The following is a 17,752-nucleotide window of genomic DNA, read 5'->3' as shown; positions in this document are numbered from 1 at the left end:
GGGTGCCCTATCCCGGCCATGTCCCTGTTCAATCTCCCCGTTCAATCCCCCTGTTCGGCCGGCGCCCGCCAGACGTTGCGGCAGCCGGTCTCGCGCACGAAGAAGCTCCACAGCGCGCCGAACAGGCCGGCGGCGGCGAGCAGGCCGATGCCGAGGCGGAAGTTGTCCACGGAATACACGCGCACGCCGTCGGCCAGCGTGCCGTCCCAGCCCAGGTCCATGACCAGGCCGACCGCCGGCTGCAGCAGCGCGCCGGCGAGGAAGCCGCCCATGTTGGTGACGCTGGTGCTCATGCCGGACAACTGCGGCGGATTCACTTCCTTGGCGCAGGCCCAGGTCAGGGAGAAGCTCGACGTGGTGAAGCCCATCACTGCGAACAGCCCGTAGGACAGGCCGATGGGCATGCGCAGCGCGGACAGCCACACCAGCCACAGCACGCAGTAGGCCAGGCTGGCGGCGATCAGTACCGGCTTGCGGCGCCTCAGGCGGTCGGACAGGGTGCCGATGGCGAGGCAGCCGATGGCGAAACCGGCAAAGAACAGCGACAGATGGCTGGCGGCCTCGACCCGGCTGAGGCCATGCACCTGCACCAGATAGGGCGTGGCCCACAGCCCGGCGAAGGCGAAGAAGCTGCCCGCGAGGCCGAAATTCACCCACACCGCTGGCCAGGTGGCGCGGTTTTTCAGCACGCCCAGCAGGCCGCTGATGATCACGGTGCGGTCGAAGCGCGGGCGGGGTGCATCCGCGCTGCGGGCTTCGCGGATGAAGACCCAGCACGCGACCGCCAGCAGCGCCGAGATGGCCGCGGCGCCGAAGAACACGCCGCGCCAGGAGGTGACCTGGGCCAGCGCGGCGAGCGGCGTGCCGGCCAGCATGGAGCCCAGGTTTCCCAGCAGCATGGACAGGCCCACCAGGGTGGCGAAGCGGCGTTCGTCGAACCACACGGCGATCAGCTTCAGCATGGCGATGAAGACCACCGACACGCCCAGGCCGATCAGCGTGCGTCCGATCAGGGCCACGTTCAGGTCGGGCGCGAGGCCGAACAGCAGGCTGCCGCCCGCCGCCACCAGGCCGCCCAGGAGCAGGATGCGGCGCGGGCCGAGGGTGTCCACCAGGATGCCGGTGGGCACCTGCATGAGCGTGTAGACGTAGAAATAGGTGGCTGCCAGCACGCCCAGGGAGGCGGCGCTGGTGTGGAAGGCGAGCGCCAGGTCCTGGGCGATGCCGGCCGGGGCGAAGCGGTGGAAGAAGGACATGATGTAGGCGGCGATGACCACGGCCATCGCCAGCCCACGCCCGCTGGCGGGGATGTGCATGGGATTCGTCTCCTGCGGGGGCGCGGGGCCGCCCTTGTTGTTGTGGCCGCCCCGCGGATCGTGCCGCGGGACGGGTACTGCACGGGCGGTTCAGCCCAGGGTCTTGCCGGTGAGACGCTCGTAGGCCTCGCGGTACTTGGCCGCGGTGTGTGCTATCACTTCGGCGGGCAGGCGCGGGCCCGGCGCCTTCTTGTTCCAGTCCAGCGTCTCCAGGTAGTCGCGCACGTACTGCTTGTCGAAGGAGGGCGGGCTGATGCCTTCGCGGTAGCTGTCGGCGGGCCAGAAACGGGAGGAATCCGGGGTCAGCGCCTCGTCGATCAGGTGCAGCGTGCCGGCCGCATCCACGCCGAACTCGAACTTGGTGTCGGCGATGATGATGCCGCGCGCCCGGGCGTACTCGGCTGCTTCGGAGTACAGCGCGATGGCGGCGTTGCGGGCTTCTTCCGCGAGACCCGCGCCACGCTTGCCGGTGCCGGCGAGCGCGTCGGCCAGTGCCGCGTCGCAGTTGGCCTGGGCCACGGCGAAGGAGACGTTCTCGTCGTGGTCGCCCGCCTCGGCCTTGGTGGCTGGGGTGAAGATGGGCGCCGGCAGCCTGGCCGCCTGCTTCAGGCCGGCGGGCAGCGGGATGCCGCAGATGCTGCCGGTGGCCTGGTAGTCCTTCCACCCCGAACCGATCACGTAGCCGCGCACCACCGCCTCGATGGGCAGGGGCTTCAGGCGCTTGACCACCAGCGCGCGCCCCGCGACCTGGTCGCGCTCGCCGGCGGCGACCACGGTTTCGGGGGCGATGCCGGTGAGCTGGTTGGGGACGACGTGGGCCAGGCGCTCGAACCAGAAGTTGGCCAGCGCGGTCAGCACCCGGCCCTTGTCCGGAATCGGATCCGGCAGGATCACGTCGAAGGCCGACAGGCGGTCGCTGGTGACGATCAGCAGCTTGTCGGCATCGACCGCGTAGATGTCGCGCACCTTGCCGCGGCCGAGCAGCGGCAGGCTCTTGATGGTGGATTCGAACAGGGGAGTGCTCACGGGGCGGGTACCGGCGGAAGTAAAGGCGAAATTATAGCCGCGGCCGACCCTACATCAGCGCGTGACCCACGGTGCGCAGCGCGATGCCCACCGCTGCACCGGCCAGCGCCGGGCGCAGCACGCCGGCCACCCGCCGGCCGGCGGAGATCAGGATCGCTACCCCGGCCACGTCCAGCGGGTGGATCAGGAAGCCGGCGCTGGCGTTGAGGGCCGCAGCGGAGAGGGTGCCTTCCCGCAGCATCTCGTCCATGACGCCCAGCATGGCGGTACCGCCGGCGATGTACTTGGTGAGCGTGGGCAGGATCAGCGCCGGGTCGATGGCCAGCACCGCCAGGGCCGGGGTCAGTGCGGCGGTGAGGAGGTCGATGGCGCCGGCCGCGCGCAGCGCCAGCACCGCCACCAGGGCCAGCACCAGCATGGGAATCGCGCCCACGGCGATCTTGAAGGCTTCCGCGCCGGCGCGGTTGATCACGTCCAGCACGCCCTTGGCGTCGTCGGCGCTGCGGTGGTGCAGGGTCTCGTCCACCGGTCCTTCCTCCGCCGACAGCCTGCGCCCGAACAGATGCCAGGTGGCGGCCGCGGCGAGCAGCCCGCCGACGAGCGACAGGGCCAGTGTCAGCGCGAAGTCCAGCCCCAGCGCCGCCATCGGAAAGGTCACGTTGGCCTGCGCCATCGCCATCACCATGGCCAGCGTGGCCGCCAGGTGGCGATCGGAGGCGCCGCGCCCCTCCATCATCGTCAGCGTGGCCACCGGCGCGGCGAAGCTGACGAAATTGATCTGCAGCGCGGCGAACACGCCCAGTCCGGTCAGCCCTACCGGCCGCAGCAGCGGGGCGAGGCGGGCGACCACCCAGTCCAGCACGCCGCGCGCTTCCAGCAGGCGCATCAGCGACAGCATGACCACCATGATGGGCAGCAGGATGAAGAGGGAAAGTTCCACCGCCGAACGGCCGGCGCGCAGGATGATGTCGGTGAGCAGGTCCATGCCTTGTGGCCATCGTGGCTATCGTCGCAACGCCGCGGATGCTAACCGTTCCCGGCGTGCTCCGCACGGGGGCATGGGAGGCTGGCGATGCACCGGATCGGCGCACCGCCGTTCAGTCGTCGTGCTCGCCCTTTTCCTTCTCCGCCGGGGCCGGCACGGCGGGCGCGCCGAAGGTGACGCCGATCAGCAACAGCAGCATGAACGCCAGCGTGAGGGCGTAGGCGTCGAAGCTGTGCAGTCCGAAGCCGAAGACCAGCGGCAGCACCAGCAGCCCGTGGGCGAGGAAGTCGATCAGCTTGTTCCAGGGAATCATGGCGTTCTCCTGTTGGGGCTGCGCGTTATCGGTATCTTGTGTGACGCACGAACCGTGCCGGCAATACCTATTCCAGTGTAGGTGTCGATTCCCGTTCTGCCGATTTTCCGTGCCTGGTCTTTCCTATGCCGGATGTCTATGCTCTCGTTGTGGTTGGGCGTGAATGAAGATGAGGAAATTCAATGAAATCATGTGGATGGATGAATTTTGGATTGCCGCGCCGACTGTTTTCGGCGGCGCTGGTGCTGTTGCTGGCCGGGGCGGGCGGCACCGCTGCGGCGGATGAGCCCCTGCCGGAGCTCGTGCTCGACACGACGCGGATCACCGTTTCGGGGATTTCATCGGGGGCCTACATGGCGGTGCAGTTCGGCACCGTCCACTCGGGTGCGGTCAGCGGCGTGGCCGCCACCGCCGGCGGGCCGTACTTCTGCGCCGGCGGCAATACCTGGGGCGGCCTGGCGGTGGGCGGTGTGATGGCCCGCTGCATGCAGGGCGACCCCGATTACCCGGCCACACCCATCACCGCCGCGCACCGGGCGCAGATGGAGGCGAACACCCGCGACTGGGCGGCGCAGGGGCGCATCGACCCCCTCGACGGCTTGGCGCGCCAGCGCGTGTGGATCTTCCACGGCTACAACGACGGCATCGTCAAGCGGCCGGTGAGCGATGCCCTGGCGGATTGGTACAGCGCGTTCGTGCCTCAACACCAAGTCTTCTACCGCAACGACCTCAACGCCGCCCACGGGCAGATTTCCGCCGCCTGCGCGGCGCCGCAGGCCGGGGCGAACTGCAACGTCTGCGCGCAAACTGGCGGCAATTTCATCAACCACTGCGCCGACCGGGCTACGGGGGCCGCCGACTACGACGCCGCGGGTGCCGCGCTGCAGCTCTTCCACGGCCCGCTGCAGCGCACGCCGACCGCAGCGCTCACCGGCCGCGTGCTGAGTTTCGACCAGACGCCCTACGTGCGGCGCGGCGACAGCCCGCTAGCCCCCGCCCGCGCCTCCATGGGCCAGACCGGCTACCTCTACCTGCCCGCCGCCTGCGCCGCCGGCCAGCCCTGCCGTCTGCACGTGGCCTTCCACGGTTGCCAGCAGTACGCGGGACGCATCGGCACCGCGTTCGTCGACCACGCCGGCTTCAACGAATGGGCCGACGCCAACCGCATCGCCGTGCTCTATCCCCAGGCGGCGGATTCCATGCCCACGCTGTTCGCGCCGACCCGGCCCATCAACCCCAATGGCTGCTGGGACTGGTGGGGCTACAACGATTTCCTCTTCGACCCCGCCGGCCGCTACGCCACCCGCGACGGCCTGCAGATCGCCGCGGTGTGGCGCATGGTGCAGCGGCTGGCGGGCGGCGGCAGCGCGGGCGTGCCCGCAACGCCCGCGAGCGGCACGCCCGTCCCGCAACTGGCGGACGTCAGCGCCACCCGGGTCGTGCTGGTGTGGACGCCGGTGGCCGGTGCGGCGGGCTACCGCATCGTCCGCAGCGGTGCGGGCGAGCCGGAGGTGCTGGGCGGCGGCTCGGTCGATGGGCCGTCCTTCGTGGACACCGGACTCGCGCCCGCCACGGCTTACCGCTACCGCATCCATGTACTCGACGCCGCGGGCGCCGAGGGGCCGCCGTCGGCCGAGCTGGCGGTAACCACCGCCGCAGCCGCGCCGGCCTGCGATCCCTACTATTCGCTCGCCCAGGACCGCCCGGTGGATGCGCGCAACCGGCCGACGGCGGCGGTCTGCCCCTGACGTAAACGACGAACGCCCGCTCGCGCGGGCGTTCGTGCCTGGCCGGTCGGAACCCGCCGAGCAGGCGGGGCAGCACCGGGAGGGGCCGTTCAGTCCATCGCCTCGTACAGCGGCAGGGTGAGGAACTCGGGGTAGTTCTCGGACAGGGACATCTCTTCGAAGATCTTTGCCGCCTGGTCGTAGGTAGCCGTATTCTCGCCCTGGGCGGTGACGGTGGCCTTCACCTTCGCCAGTTCTTCCGGGATCATCGCCCTCACCATCTCGGACGTGACCTTGCGGCCGTCGTCCAGCTTGCCCTTGGGGCTGACCACCCATTGCCAGATTTGCGAGCGGCTGATTTCCGCCGTGGCTGCGTCTTCCATCAGGTTGTGGATGGGCACGCAGCCGTTGCCGGCGAGCCAGCTACCCAGGTAGTGGATGCCCACGTTGATGTTGTTGCGCACGCCGACTTCGGTGATGGGCTGTTCGGGCCGGAAGTCGAGCCAGTCCTGCGGACCGAAGCTGCCGGACACCTGCTTTTCCCACTGGTTGGGACGGTCGCCGAGCACCTTGACGAACTCTTCCATGGCGATGGGCACCAGGCCCGGGTGGGCCACCCAGCCGCCGTCATAGCCGTCGTTGGCGTCGCGGGTCTTGTCGTGGCGGATGCCGGCCAGCGCCTTCTCGTTGGCGGCGGGGTCGCCCTTGATCGGGATCAGCGCGCTCATGCCGCCCATGGCCGGGGCGCCGCGCTTGTGGCAGGCCTGCACCAGCGCCAGCGCGTAGGAGCGCATGAAGGGCACTTCCATCGTGATGGCGCTACGGTTGGCGAGGCAGAAGTCCTTGTTCTTCTTGAACTTCTTGATGCAGGAGAAGATGTAGTCCCAGCGGCCCGCGTTGAGCCCGGCGGAGTGCTCGCGCAGTTCGTACAGGATTTCTTCCATCTCGAAGGTGGCGAGGATGGTTTCGACCAGCACGGTGGCCTTGATGGTGCCTTGCGGCAGGCCGATGTGATCCTGCGCCAGCTTGAAGATGTCGTTCCACAGCCGCGCTTCGAGATGGGATTCCATCTTCGGCAGGTAGTAGAAGGGGCCGGCGCCACGGGCGATCTGCTCCTTCGCGTTGTGGAAGAACACCAGCGCGAAGTCGAAGATGCCGCCGGAGACGCGCTGGCCATCCACCAGCACGTGCTTCTCGTCCAGATGCCAGCCGCGCGGACGGATCTGCAGGGTGGCGATCTTGTCGTTGAGCTTGTATTCCTTGCCGGCTTCGTTGGTGTAGCCGATCTCGCGGCGGATCGCGTCGTACAGATTCACCTGGCCCTGGATCTGGTTGTACCAGTTCGGGCTGTTGGAATCCTCGAAGTCGGTCATGTAGGAGTCCGCCCCCGAATTGAAGGCGTTGATGATCATCTTGCGCTCGACCGGGCCGGTGATCTCCACGCGGCGGCATTCCAGCGCCTTCGGCAGCGGCGCGATCTTCCAGTCGCCTTCGCGGATGTGCTTCGTTTCCGGCAGGAAGTCGGGCAGTTCGCCGGCGTCGATGCGGGCCTGGCGCGCGACGCGGGCGGCGAGCAGTTCCTGGCGGCGCGGCTCGAAGGCGCGGTGCAGTCTGGCGACGAGTTCGAGCGCCGGACGGGTAAGGATCTGGTCGAAGCGGGGGTGCAGGGGGGCGTTGATCTGCACGCCCTGGGGCAGGTCGAGGCTCATGGGGACTCCTTGATGGCGATTGCTGGAATGTCGGGTCGTGTGCCGGTGCCGGCGGCTTGCCGCGTGCGGGGTCTTCCCGTCTGGATGCGTGCTGCCGCAGGCGGGTGTCTCCTCCACCCGGCATAGGTTGAAGCCGAGTCTATTGCGTCGAAAATGAAAATAGAAGATAAGGCAAAATCAATTGATCTTTTACTTTGAGTAAAAAATGGATCAGCTCAAGCAGATCGAGAGCTTCGTCAGCGTCGCCACCCGTGGATCGCTCTCGGCCGCGGCGCGGGAAGCCGGGGTGACGCCCGCGGTCATTGGCCGCCGGCTGGATGCGCTGGAATCGCGTCTGGGGGTGAAACTCGCGCTGCGTACCACCCGGCGCATCACGCTCACCTTCGAGGGTAGTGCCTTCCTGGAGGACTGCCAGCGCATCCTCAACGATCTGGCCAACGCCGAAGCCTCCGTGAGCCTGGGCGGCATCAAGCCCAGCGGCCACCTGCGCCTGACCGCGCCGGCCGGCTTCGGCCGCCGCCACGTGGCGCCGCTGGTGATGCGCTACCTGCAGGACAATCCAGAAGTCACTTGCACGCTGGAGTTGTCCGACCGCATGGTGGACCTGGTGAACGAAGGCTTCGACTGCGCCATCCGCATCGGCGAACTGCCGGACTCCAGCCTCGTGTCGGTGCGCCTGGCGGAGAACCGCCGGATGGTGGTCGCCAGCCGGGACTACCTGGAACGCCACGGCACGCCGCAGAAGCCGGAGGACCTGCTCGCCCACAACTGCCTGTGCCTGGCGCAGCAGCGTGGATGGCAGTTCACCGGCGAGGACGGCACACAGCGTCTGGTGCGGGTGTCCGGCAACCTGGAGTGCAACGACGGCGCGGTGCTGCACGACTGGACGCTGGCCGGCCTGGGGCTGGCCTGGCGCTCCCTATGGGAGGTGGGGGAGGACCTGCGCAGCGGCCGCCTGGTGCCGGTACTGGAGAAATGGGCCGCCGCGCCGCTGGGCATCTACGCGGTGTTCCCCCAGCGCCGCCACCTGGCGCTGCGGATGCGCCTGCTGCTGGATCATTTCCGCGCCACCTACAGCGAGCCGGACTACTGGGGCCGGCCGGAGGCGGGGGCCTGAGCGGCGGCGAGATTGATGTATCGGCGACGATCCGTTATAGTCCGAGCCCTTCGCCGCCCGGCGCGACAAGCGCATGGCAGCAGGCCGGCATAGCTCAGTTGGTAGAGCAGCGCATTCGTAATGCGAAGGTCGGGGGTTCGACTCCTCTTGCCGGCACCAGTCGAAGTGAAAAGGGCAGCCCCACGGGGTTGCCCTTTTTGCTTTGAGGCAGCGTTTCCGGCGCGCGTCGTTTGTTGACGTTTACGTCAACGTTCACTATCGTCCGTCCATCGGCGGACGCGAGCGTCCGAACCCTGGAGGAGGCATAGATGAAGATAACCAACAAGGTATTCCTGGTGACCGGTGGCGGTTCCGGGCTGGGCGCGGCCACCGCGCGCATGCTGGTGGAGGCGGGCGGCAAGGTGGTGCTGGCCGACGTCAATGCGGAGGCCGGCGAGCAGGTGGCGAAGGAACTCGGCGCCGCGGCGGCCTTCGTGCGCACCGACGTCACCGACGAAGCCAGCGCCAAGGCGGCCATCGACCGGGCGGTGAGCGGCTTTGGCGGTCTGCACGGCCTGGTCAACTGCGCCGGCGTGGCGCCGGCCGAGAAGGTGGTGGGGCGCGAGGGGCCGCACCGGCTGGATGCCTTTGCCCGCACGGTGGGCATCAACCTCATCGGCAGCTTCAACATGATGCGCCTGGCCGCCGACGTCATGAGCAAGGCCGACCCGGACGAGGGCGGCGAGCGCGGGGTGATCGTCAGCACCGCGTCGGTGGCGGCCTTCGACGGCCAGATCGGTCAGGCCGCCTACGCCGCCTCCAAGGCCGGCATCGTGGGCCTGACCCTGCCGGTGGCCCGCGAACTGTCGCGCTACGGCATCCGCGTGATGACCATCGCTCCGGGCATCATGGAAACCCCGATGCTGATGGGCATGCCGCAGGAAGTGCAGGATGCGCTGGGCAAGATGGTTCCCTTCCCGTCGCGTCTGGGCAAGCCGGCCGAGTTCGCCACGCTAGTGCGCCACATCGTCGAGAACGCTTACCTGAACGGCGAGGTGATCCGCCTCGACGGCGCGATCCGCATGGCGGCGAAGTAGGGCGGCGACGGGCTCTGCGCCACGCGAAGGTCGGGCCTGGTGCCCGGCCTCTTTCTTTCCGGCCAGGCTTTGCGCAGGCGCATTGGTCGGGGTGGGGAAATGTGCTAAAAGGGCGCTTCCCCATTTTCCCGCCCCTGTTCTTGCTCGGCACCGGCGCGGGAACCTCGTCCCCGGACAATGAATACTGCTGTCAGCGAAACCGCTTCACCCGCCGCCGTCGAGGACGCGGACTGCTACCACTGCGGCCTGCCCATCCCGCCCGAAACCCGCCACTACGTACAGATCGACGGCCGCCCACGGCGCATGTGCTGCGTAGGCTGCGAGGCGGTGGCCCAATCCATCGTCGACAACAAGCTCACCGACTACTACCGCCACCGGGACGCCATGCCCGAGTCGCGCCGGGAGGCCATGCCGCAGGAGTTGCAGGAACTCGGCCTGTTCGACCATCCGGACTTCCAGAAGACCTTCGTGCGCCCGGTGGGCGAGCACGAGCGCGAGGCTTCGCTGATCCTCGAAGGCATCACCTGCGCGGCCTGCGTGTGGCTCAACGAACAGCACGTGGCGCGCCAGCCCGGCGTGCGCGGCATCGACATCAACTACGCCACGCGGCGCGCGCGGGTGCGCTGGGACGAGCGCGAGATCAAGCTCTCCGACATCCTCGCCGCGGTGCAGGCCATCGGTTATCGCGCCTATCCTTACGACGCCGAGCGCTCCGAGCAGGTCGCCCACCGGGAGCGCCGCTCCATGCTGTGGCGGGTCTTCGTCGCCGGCTTCGGCATGATGCAGGTGATGATGTACGCGATCCCCGTGTACATGGCCGGCGACGGCGACATGGGCGCCGACATCGAACTGCTGATGCGCTGGGCGAGCCTGGTGCTGACCCTGCCGGTGGTGTTCTATTCGGCCGCGCCCTTCTTCCAGCGCGCCCTGCGCGACGTCCGCCTGCGCCGGCTGGGCATGGACGTGCCGGTGGCCCTCGGGGTCGGCAGCGCCTTCGCCGCCAGCGTGTGGGCGACACTGACCGGCGGGCCCGAGGTGTATTTCGATTCGGTGACCATGTTCGTCTTCTTCCTGCTGTGCGGCCGCTACCTGGAGATGCTGGCGCGGCAGAAGGCGGTGCGCGGGGTGGAGGAACTCGGCAAGGTGCTGCCGGTGTTCGCCGAGCGCCTGGCTGCGGACGGCTCGACCGAAAAAGTGCCGGTATCGCAGCTCGAACCGGGCGACCGTGTGCGGGTGCGCCCCGGCGAGGTGATCCCGGCCGACGGCGTGGTGGCCGAGGGCGAGAGCGAGGCCAACGAGGCGTTGCTCACCGGCGAGAGCCGGCCGGTGGTGAAGCGTCCCGGCGCGGAAGTGACCGGCGGCAGCATCAACGTCGCCAGCCCTCTGCTGGTGGAGGTGCTCAAGGTGGGGGATTCCACCCGGCTGGCGGCGATCCGCCAGTTGATGGACCGGGCGACGGCGGAGAAACCCCGCATCGCCACCCAGGCCGACCGGGTCGCGCGCGTGTTCATCGTCACGCTGCTCGCACTGGCGGCGGCAACCTGGATGGCCTGGCAGTTCGTGGATCCCGATCGTGCCCTGTGGGTCTTCGTCTCCGTGCTGGTGGTGGCCTGCCCGTGTGCCCTGTCGCTGGCCACGCCGACCGCCCTCACCGTGGCCACCGACGTGCTCGCCCGCATGGGCGTGCTGATCACCCGCGGCCACGCCATCGAGGCGCTGGCCGGTGCCAATCTCTACGTGTTCGACAAGACCGGCACGCTCACCTACGGGCGCATGCAGGTGGATGCGGTACGGGTCTTCGACGGCGGCGACGAGGCGCGCGCGCGCGCCCTGGCCGGCGCGCTCGAGCAGGCCTCGGAGCATGCGGTGGCCGCCGGGGTGCGGCTGGCGGCCGATGGCCTGCCGCTGCCCGCGGTCGAGGGGTTGCGCGCGGTCACCGGGCAGGGCGTGGAAGGCCGCATCGAAGGCCGTCCGCTGCGCATCGGCCGGCCATCCTTCGTCGCGGAGCTGGGCGCAAGCCCGGTGCCGGAGGCGGTGGCGACGCTGGAAGAGGGCGGGGCCACGGTGGTGGCGCTGGGCTCGGCGGACGGCTGGATCGCCCTGTTCCGCCTTGCCGACGTCGTGCGCGACGACGCCCCCGAACTGTTCCGCCGCTTCGCCGGCGAGCGCGTCCCGACCGCCATTCTGTCGGGCGATGCGCCGGCCGCGGTGAATGCGGTCGCGCGGCGTATCGGTGCCGGGGAGGCGCACGCGGGCATGACGCCGCAGGACAAGCAGGCCTGGGTCGAGGCGCGCCAACGCGAACCCGGCGCGATGGTGGCGATGGTGGGCGACGGCGTGAACGACGCCCCCGTGCTCGCCCAGGCGCACGTGTCGGTGGCCATGGGCGGCGGCACCGACCTCGCACGCAATCAGGCCGACGTCGTGCTGCTGTCGGAAAGCCTGGCCGGCCTGTCGGGCGCCATCGGCCTCGCGCGCCGCACGCTTGCCGTGGTGCGGCAGAACCTGTGGTGGTCCTTCATCTACAACTTCACCTCGGTGCCGTTGGCGATGCTCGGCCTGATCACGCCCTGGATGGCGGGCATCGGCATGGCCGCGAGTTCGCTGCTGGTCGTGCTCAATGCGCTGCGCCTGCAGGCCCGGCCGTCCTCAATCTGAACGGAAACGCCACGATGGTCGACCTGCTCGGCAGTCTCTACATCCTCATTCCGCTGTCGGTGCTGCTGGTCTTCGCGATCGGCGCGATCTTCTGGTGGTCGGTGCGCTCCGGGCAGTTCGACGACCTGGAAGGACCCGCCTATCGTCTGCTGATGGACGACCGCGATCCCCCCGTAGCGGAGCCGGAACGCGAGAAGCCCGCTGCCGGGGAAGACGACGCGCAGCAGGGCGGGCGCCACTGAATCTGAAACCCTTCTCGAAAATCGCCATGACGTTTGATCTAGGTCAACGCGGCCTTGAAAGAATAAGTCACACTGCGCCCATGGTTATTCGTGGGCACGCCCTTTTGGGCCAATGCCGACGACGCCCGGATTTTTGTCTCTCTGTTGGGGTTGGGGGTGCGTTTCGAACGCACCCTTTTTTTTCGCCCTTTTTCCGTGGATTCGTTGGCTGGCGCGCTTTCGAGACCCCTCGCAGTGCAATACAATGTTGATCTGCGTCAAGTTCCGGTTCCGGTCGCGGCGTATCCTTCCATCGGTCGATTTCCGGGGTCGGATCGCGAAATCGGAGGGATCTACAAGGGGTTTTCAATCAAAGAGGTGACTCACATGCAATCGCAAGCGACTTATAACTACAAAGTCGTGCGCCAGTTCGCCATCATGACGGTGGTGTGGGGCATCGTGGGCATGCTGGTCGGCGTTATCGTCGCAGCACAGCTCGTGTGGCCTGAACTGAGCGTTCATGAGTGGCTGTCGTATGGCCGTCTCCGTCCGCTGCACACCAACGCGGTGATCTTCGCATTCGGTGGTTGCGCACTGTTCGCCACGTCCTACTACATCGTTCAGCGGACCTGTCACACTCCGCTGTTTGCGCCGTGGCTGGCGTCATTCACCTTCTGGGGCTGGCAGCTCATCATCGTGCTCGCTGCCGTCACCCTGCCGCTCGGCTTCACCTCCGGCAAGGAATACGCCGAACTGGAATGGCCGGTCGACCTGCTGATCGCGGTGGTCTGGGTCGCCTACGCCGTGGTGTTCTTCGGCACCATCGTCAAGCGCAAGGTCTCGCACATCTACGTCGCCAACTGGTTCCTGGGCGCCTTCATCATCACCGTGGCCCTGCTGCACATCGTCAATAGCGCGGCCATTCCGGTGAGCCTGACCAAGTCCTACTCCGCCTACGCCGGCGTGCAGGACGCCATGGTCCAGTGGTGGTACGGCCACAACGCGGTGGGCTTCTTCCTGACCGCGGGCTTCCTGGGCATGATGTACTACTTCGTGCCGAAGCAGGCCGACCGTCCGGTGTATTCCTACCGTCTGTCGGTGGTGCACTTCTGGGCGCTGATCTTCACCTACATGTGGGCGGGTCCGCACCACCTGCACTACACCGCACTGCCCGACTGGACCCAGTCCCTCGGCATGCTGTTCTCGCTGATCCTGCTGGCGCCGTCCTGGGGCGGCATGATCAACGGCATCATGACGCTCTCCGGTGCCTGGCACAAACTGCGCACCGATCCGATCCTGAAGTTCCTCATCACCTCCCTGTCGTTCTACGGCATGTCGACCTTCGAAGGCCCGATGATGTCGGTCAAGACCGTCAATGCCCTGTCGCACTACACCGACTGGACCGTCGGCCACGTGCACTCCGGCGCCTTGGGCTGGGTGGCGATGGTGTCGATCGGCTCCATCTACTTCCTGCTGCCGCGCCTGTACGGCAAGGCCGAGATGTACAGCGTCAAGCTGATCAACACCCACTTCTGGATCGCGACCATCGGCATCGTGCTCTACATCGCCTCGATGTGGATCGCCGGCGTGATGCAAGGCCTGATGTGGCGTGCCACCAACCCGGACGGCACCCTGACCTACTCCTTCGTCGAAAGCGTGAAGGCCAGCTATCCGTTCTGGACCATCCGTCTGGTCGGCGGCGCCCTGTTCCTCACCGGCATGCTCATCATGTTCTACAACATGGTGAAGACCATCGCCGGCCAGAAGGCTTACGACGCCCCGGTTGTGGCCCCCGCTGCCGCTCACGCCTAATCGGAGATACCTAACATGGCTCAATCGAAGCACGAAAAAATCGAGCGCAGCGTATTCCTGATGATCGTTCTGACTCTGCTGACCGTCAGCGTCGGCGGCCTGGTCGAGATCGTCCCGCTGTTCTTCCAGAAGTCGACCACCCAGGCGATCGACCAGAAAGGCAACACGCTCGACGTGAAGCCCTACGATCCGGTCCGTCTGGTCGGTCGCGACATCTACATCCGCGAAGGCTGCTACAACTGCCACTCGCAGATGATCCGTCCGTTCCGCGCCGAAACCGAGCGCTACGGCCACTACTCGGTGGCGGGTGAGTTCATCTACGACCACCCGTTCCAGTGGGGCTCCAAGCGTACCGGTCCGGATCTGGCCCGTGTGGGCGGCCGCTACTCCAACGAGTGGCACCGCGTGCACCTGCTGAACCCGCGCGACGTCGTGCCGGAATCCAACATGCCCGCCTACTACTGGCTGGATCGCCCGGCCAGCGTGGCCGACGTCCAGGCCAAGATGCGTGCACTCAACCTGGTCGGCCTGCACAAGTACAGCGAGGAAGAAATCGCTGGGGCGCCGGCTGCGGTCGAAGGTCTGACCGAGCTGGACGCCGTGATCGCCTACCTCCAGGGGATGGGCACCGCGCTGCAGAACGTAAGGTAAGAGGTTGAGAACGCGCCGTGGAATTGAACGATCTCAGAACCATTGTCACCGTGCTGGGCTTCCTGTGCTTCGTGGGTATCTGCGCATGGGCGTACAGCAAGCATGCCAAGGCCGGGTTCGACGAAGCGGCGCGACTGCCTCTGACCGATGACGATCCGCCGGACCAGACGGACCGGCAAGGAAAGGAAGGAAAAGCAAATGGCTGACTTTGTTAGCGGTTTCTGGAACGTGTATGTGATGGGCCTGGTCGCCCTGAGCCTGCTGTTCTGTGTATTCATTCTGATCGCCAACATGACCAAGCGCCCCGAGAAGGTCGAGGTGCAGGATCATCTGTGGGACGAGACCCTGCAGGAGTACAACAACCCGCTGCCGCGCTGGTGGCTGTACCTGTTCTGGATCACCATCTTCTTCTCGGTGGCCTACCTGGCGATCTTCCCGGGCTTCGGCAACAAGCAGGGGATTTTCGGCTGGAGTTCGATCGGCCAGTACGAAGGCGAAGTGGCGCGCGCCGACGAGCGTTACGGCCCGATCTTCAACCAGTACCTGGAAAAGGATCTGCTTGCCGTCGCGGCCGATCCCGAGGCGAACGCCATGGGCCAGCGCATGTTCCTGACCTACTGCGCGCAGTGCCACGGTTCCGCCGCGACCGGGGCGAAGGGCTTCCCGAACCTGACCGACGCCGAGTGGAACTGGGGTGGCGAACCCGACACCATCAAGACCACCATCCTCGGTGGCCGCATGGGCGTCATGCCGCCCTTCGGTCCGGCGCTGGGCGGTGAGGGCGTCAAGGATGTGGCCAACTACGTGCGTTCGCTCTCCGGTCTGGCCCATGACTCCCTGCGTGCCCAGCGCGGCAAGGACCTGTTCCTGCAGCAGTGCGCGGTGTGCCACCAGGCCGACGGTACCGGCAACCAGGCTCTCGGGTCGCCGAACCTGACCAACAACTCGTGGCTGTACGGTTCGTCGGAAGCCACCATCATCGAAACCATCACCAACGGCCGTCAGAACCAGATGCCCGCCTTCGCCGACTTCCTCGGCGAGGCCAAGGTGCACATCCTGGCCGCCTACGTCACAAGCCTGAGCAAGGGCCAGTAAGCCCTCGCAAGCCAGGACGCAGCATCCGTCCCCGGGGGTAACCCCGGGGATATTTCGCAGTAAAAAATAAGAATCCACTAATAAAGCGATCATGAACAGCATAGTCCCCCAAACCCAGTCTGCCGGTGCCCCCCAACCGTCAGACGATCAAGAGAACCTGTACGCCGCACGCAAGAAACTGCAGGTGCGTTCGGTGAAAGGCGTGTTCGCCAACTGGCGCTGGGCGCTGGTGTGGATCACGCAGATCATTTTTTACGGCCTGCCGTGGCTGGTCTGGAATGACCGCCAGGCTGTGCTGTTCCATTTGACTGAACGCAAGTTCTACCTTTTCGGCTGGGTATTCTGGCCGCAGGACGTGTTCTATCTCACGATCCTGCTCATCATCTGCGCCTACGCGCTGTTCTTCTTCACTGCCATCGCCGGTCGCCTGTGGTGCGGCTACGCCTGTCCGCAGACGGTCTACACCGAGATCTTCATGTGGATCGAGGAGAAGATCGAAGGCGACCGCAACGCGCGCATGAAGCTGGACAAGGCTCCCATGAGCGGGCGCAAGTTCGCCCTGCGCGGCGGCAAGTTCGGAGCCTGGGCGCTGTTTTCGCTGTGGACCGGTTTCACCTTCGTGGCCTACTTCTCGCCGTTGCAGGAACTGCTGCAGGCGGCCGTCACGTTCAGTTTCGGGCCGTGGGAACTGTTCTGGATTCTGTTCTACGGGGCCTTCACCTACATCTTTGCCGGCCATCTGCGCGAGCAGGTGTGCAAGTACATGTGCCCCTACGCCCGCTTCCAGGGCGTGATGTTCGACCCGGATACCCTGGTCATCACCTACGACGACGAGCGGGGCGAGCCGCGCGGTGCGCGCAAGAAGGGCTCGGACTACAAGGCCGCGGGCAAGGGCGACTGCATCGATTGTGGCATCTGCGTGCAGGTGTGTCCCACCGGCATCGACATCCGCAACGGGCTGCAGTACGAATGCATCGGCTGTGCGGCCTGTATCGATGCGTGCGATCAGGTGATGGACAAGATGGCGTATCCGCGCGGTCTGATCCGTTACTCGACCGAGAACGCGATGAAGAAGCACTGGGGCATGCGGGATATCCTGGTCCACGTCATGCGTCCGCGCACGCTGATCTACAGCGGTATTCTGGCGGCGTTTTGTGCCGCGCTGGTATGGGGGCTGGCGACCCGCTCCACCCTGCGCGTGGATGTGATCCGCGACCGCGCCACGCTGGCCACGGAACTGGCAGACGGCAACATCGAGAACGTCTATCGCCTGCAGGTGATGAACATGACCGAGGGGCCGCGCGCCTTCAGGATCGGCGTCGGAGGTCTGGACGGTGTGCAGATTCGCGGTACGGAGCGCATTGAGGTCGCTGCCGCCACGACGCAGGCGGTGACACTGCAGGTGGTCGTCCCCCCTGGTTCTGGCAAGCCCGGCGCCAATGCGCTTTACTTCGAAATAAACGCCGAAGACGATGAATCGGTCGCCATCCGCGAAGAATCAACTTTCCTGATGCCCCACTGAGCGCATGAACACTTCCTCTACTACCCCGCTGGCCAAGCCGGAACCCTGGTTCAAGCAATTCTGGCCCTGGTTCCTGCTGGCGATACCCGGCGCCTCCATCCTGGCCGGCATCGTGTTCCTCACGATCTCGATCAAGAGTTGGGATGGCCTGGTCGTCGATGACTATTACAAGGAAGGCCGCGCCATCGTCATGACCATCGATCGCCTGGCGCTTGCCGGCAAGCTGGGACTGAGCGCGGGCGTGAGGGTGTACGAAGATCGCATCGTCGTCGATCTGTCCGCCGCCGACACGACGAGCATCCCGGAAGTCATCCACCTGACCATCGCCCACCCGACCCGCGGCGGCATGGACCAGGAACTGCTGTTGCGCCGCCACGGCGGCAGTTTTACCGGTGTCATCCAACCCCTGCATGCAGGGCGTTGGCTGTTTCAGATAGAAGACGAGTCCCGCAGTTGGAGAATGAACGGGGCCGCATACCTCCCGACAGAGACGGAAATCAGGATCGATCCATCAGCTTCCTAAC

16 protein-coding genes and 1 tRNA gene are annotated in these 17,752 nt (G+C 66.6%); 12 read left to right on the top strand and 5 right to left on the bottom strand.

The genetic code is table 11. The features are described from left to right. Positions 1 to 41: 41 nt before the first annotated feature. The 4 genes from E6O51_RS03590 to E6O51_RS03575 form a co-directional block, all read right to left on the bottom strand. Positions 42 to 1,316: an MFS transporter gene (locus E6O51_RS03590; protein ID WP_136383591.1), complete on the bottom strand. Its 1,275-nt coding sequence runs from the start codon at positions 1,314 to 1,316 to the stop codon at positions 42 to 44. Positions 1,317 to 1,406: 90 nt separating this feature from the next. Then, positions 1,407 to 2,342 carry a phosphoribosylaminoimidazolesuccinocarboxamide synthase gene (locus tag E6O51_RS03585; protein ID WP_136383590.1) on the bottom strand — a complete coding sequence of 312 codons (936 nt, stop codon included), beginning with the start codon at positions 2,340 to 2,342 and terminating at the stop codon, positions 1,407 to 1,409. Between the two features lie 49 nt (positions 2,343 to 2,391). Then, positions 2,392 to 3,327 carry a nucleoside recognition family protein gene (locus E6O51_RS03580; protein WP_136383589.1) on the bottom strand — a complete coding sequence of 312 codons (936 nt, stop codon included), beginning with the start codon at positions 3,325 to 3,327 and terminating at the stop codon, positions 2,392 to 2,394. Between the two features lie 112 nt (positions 3,328 to 3,439). Continuing rightward, positions 3,440 to 3,640: a hypothetical protein gene (locus E6O51_RS03575; RefSeq protein WP_136383588.1), complete on the bottom strand. Its 201-nt coding sequence runs from the start codon at positions 3,638 to 3,640 to the stop codon at positions 3,440 to 3,442. A 212-nt stretch (positions 3,641 to 3,852) separates the two neighbouring features. Here E6O51_RS03575 and E6O51_RS03570 point away from each other — a divergent pair, with 212 nt between their 5' ends. After that, positions 3,853 to 5,388: an extracellular catalytic domain type 2 short-chain-length polyhydroxyalkanoate depolymerase gene (locus E6O51_RS03570; RefSeq protein ID WP_136383587.1), complete on the top strand. Its 1,536-nt coding sequence runs from the start codon at positions 3,853 to 3,855 to the stop codon at positions 5,386 to 5,388. Positions 5,389 to 5,477: 89 nt separating this feature from the next. Here E6O51_RS03570 and aceB read toward each other — a convergent pair whose 3' ends face one another. Continuing rightward, a complete protein-coding gene (gene aceB, locus E6O51_RS03565; protein ID WP_136383586.1) occupies positions 5,478 to 7,076 on the bottom strand; it encodes a malate synthase A in 1,599 nt (532 codons plus the stop codon). A gap of 205 nt (positions 7,077 to 7,281) precedes the next feature. Between aceB and E6O51_RS03560 the strand changes: the two genes are divergently transcribed. From E6O51_RS03560 to E6O51_RS03510, 11 genes are all read left to right on the top strand, one after another. After that, positions 7,282 to 8,193: a LysR family transcriptional regulator gene (locus E6O51_RS03560; RefSeq protein ID WP_136383585.1), complete on the top strand. Its 912-nt coding sequence runs from the start codon at positions 7,282 to 7,284 to the stop codon at positions 8,191 to 8,193. An 83-nt stretch (positions 8,194 to 8,276) separates the two neighbouring features. Next, positions 8,277 to 8,352: transfer RNA gene (locus tag E6O51_RS03555), tRNA-Thr, on the top strand. Positions 8,353 to 8,501: 149 nt separating this feature from the next. Then, positions 8,502 to 9,269, top strand: a complete 768-nt coding sequence (locus E6O51_RS03550) for a 3-hydroxyacyl-CoA dehydrogenase (protein WP_136383584.1) — start codon at positions 8,502 to 8,504, stop codon at positions 9,267 to 9,269. Between the two features lie 177 nt (positions 9,270 to 9,446). Next, the gene (locus E6O51_RS03545; protein ID WP_136383583.1) at positions 9,447 to 11,927 is read left to right on the top strand and encodes a heavy metal translocating P-type ATPase; all 2,481 of its coding nucleotides are present in this window, start codon (positions 9,447 to 9,449) and stop codon (positions 11,925 to 11,927) included. 14 nt (positions 11,928 to 11,941) lie between these two features. After that, positions 11,942 to 12,169, top strand: a complete 228-nt coding sequence (gene ccoS, locus E6O51_RS03540; RefSeq protein WP_136383582.1) for a cbb3-type cytochrome oxidase assembly protein CcoS — start codon at positions 11,942 to 11,944, stop codon at positions 12,167 to 12,169. Positions 12,170 to 12,535: 366 nt separating this feature from the next. Next, on the top strand, positions 12,536 to 13,960 hold the full coding sequence (gene ccoN / locus E6O51_RS03535; RefSeq protein ID WP_136383581.1) for a cytochrome-c oxidase, cbb3-type subunit I: 1,425 nt from the start codon (positions 12,536 to 12,538) through the stop codon (positions 13,958 to 13,960). Between the two features lie 15 nt (positions 13,961 to 13,975). Then, positions 13,976 to 14,611: a cytochrome-c oxidase, cbb3-type subunit II gene (gene ccoO / locus E6O51_RS03530; RefSeq protein WP_136383580.1), complete on the top strand. Its 636-nt coding sequence runs from the start codon at positions 13,976 to 13,978 to the stop codon at positions 14,609 to 14,611. Between the two features lie 17 nt (positions 14,612 to 14,628). Beyond that, positions 14,629 to 14,817 (top strand): cbb3-type cytochrome oxidase subunit 3, encoded by a 189-nt coding sequence (locus tag E6O51_RS03525; RefSeq protein ID WP_136383579.1) that lies wholly within the window; start codon positions 14,629 to 14,631, stop codon positions 14,815 to 14,817. Then, positions 14,810 to 15,706, top strand: a complete 897-nt coding sequence (gene ccoP / locus E6O51_RS03520; protein WP_136383578.1) for a cytochrome-c oxidase, cbb3-type subunit III — start codon at positions 14,810 to 14,812, stop codon at positions 15,704 to 15,706. Before E6O51_RS03525 ends, ccoP begins: the two co-directional genes overlap by 8 nt. A gap of 91 nt (positions 15,707 to 15,797) precedes the next feature. After that, positions 15,798 to 17,228 carry a cytochrome c oxidase accessory protein CcoG gene (gene ccoG / locus E6O51_RS03515; protein ID WP_136383577.1) on the top strand — a complete coding sequence of 477 codons (1,431 nt, stop codon included), beginning with the start codon at positions 15,798 to 15,800 and terminating at the stop codon, positions 17,226 to 17,228. 4 nt (positions 17,229 to 17,232) lie between these two features. Then, on the top strand, positions 17,233 to 17,751 hold the full coding sequence (locus E6O51_RS03510; protein WP_136383576.1) for a FixH family protein: 519 nt from the start codon (positions 17,233 to 17,235) through the stop codon (positions 17,749 to 17,751). Position 17,752: the final 1 nt, after the last annotated feature.

Origin of the sequence: Pseudothauera rhizosphaerae, assembly GCF_004801305.1 — a bacterium.
In the GTDB taxonomy this organism is placed as follows: domain Bacteria; phylum Pseudomonadota; class Gammaproteobacteria; order Burkholderiales; family Rhodocyclaceae; genus Pseudothauera; species Pseudothauera rhizosphaerae.
This window is presented reverse-complemented; position numbering and strand designations above follow the sequence as displayed.